The 631-nt window shown below is 58.6% G+C and carries 1 pseudogene; it reads right to left on the bottom strand.

The annotated features are described in order from the left end of the window. Positions 1–499 (bottom strand): annotated as a pseudogene (locus tag GFC01_RS17840) (IS200/IS605 family accessory protein TnpB-related protein); the annotation flags it as partial. Between the last annotated feature and the right edge of the window lie 132 nt (positions 500–631).

Raw genomic sequence — 631 nt, 5'->3', positions numbered from 1 at the left:
CCAGCCGGTCTTTGCCGAAGTCCAGGTCCTCCAATGCAATGGGCTTACCCAAAGCTTTTGCCATGTCCACCGCCACTTTGGCCAGCACGCCTATCAGGTAGGTGCGCCGGTATCCGCGGCTGTAAGCAAGTTCCGGTATCTTGATGTACAGAAAACCGTTCGGTTGCACTGTCACCTGGAATTCCCCGGCAAATTTGTGTAATGCCTTCGGGTAAGGTACCTCGAAACCCTCCGGCCAGGGTTCGGGCTGGCCGAAATAATTGACGTTGGCTAAAGCCACCCCGTCCGGGTTGGTGTCCATGCCCAGGTAGCCCCGGTTGGGACTGGTTGCCGGTTCAGGTGCCGTTACGGTGAAGGTAATGTGCACCCTGTACCGGCCGTCCCGGCCTCTGATTAACTCAACGTTATAGGGAGCGCCGGAAAGCAGCAGCTCCCACACCTTGAGCCGGTGTTTTTCCGGCAGCCAGAGCTTTCCCTCCACCCGCGGCGCTCTGGTCATTATCCGGCCGCCCTTTACTGTCCGTGCCCGCCTGTTCCGATAGATGTGAGACGGTCACGGACAAAGCAAATTCTCCGCTGCGGTAGCTTATCTTGATGTTCGGGTTGCCGCCCTTGGTTTCGTCCCCCCGGG

It is taken from the genome of Desulfofundulus thermobenzoicus (genome assembly GCF_009428905.1).
Classification (GTDB): Bacteria; Bacillota; Desulfotomaculia; order Desulfotomaculales; family Desulfovirgulaceae; genus Desulfofundulus_A; species Desulfofundulus_A thermobenzoicus.
The sequence above is the reverse complement of the archived record's forward strand: the minus strand, read 5'-3'. Positions and strand labels throughout refer to the sequence as shown.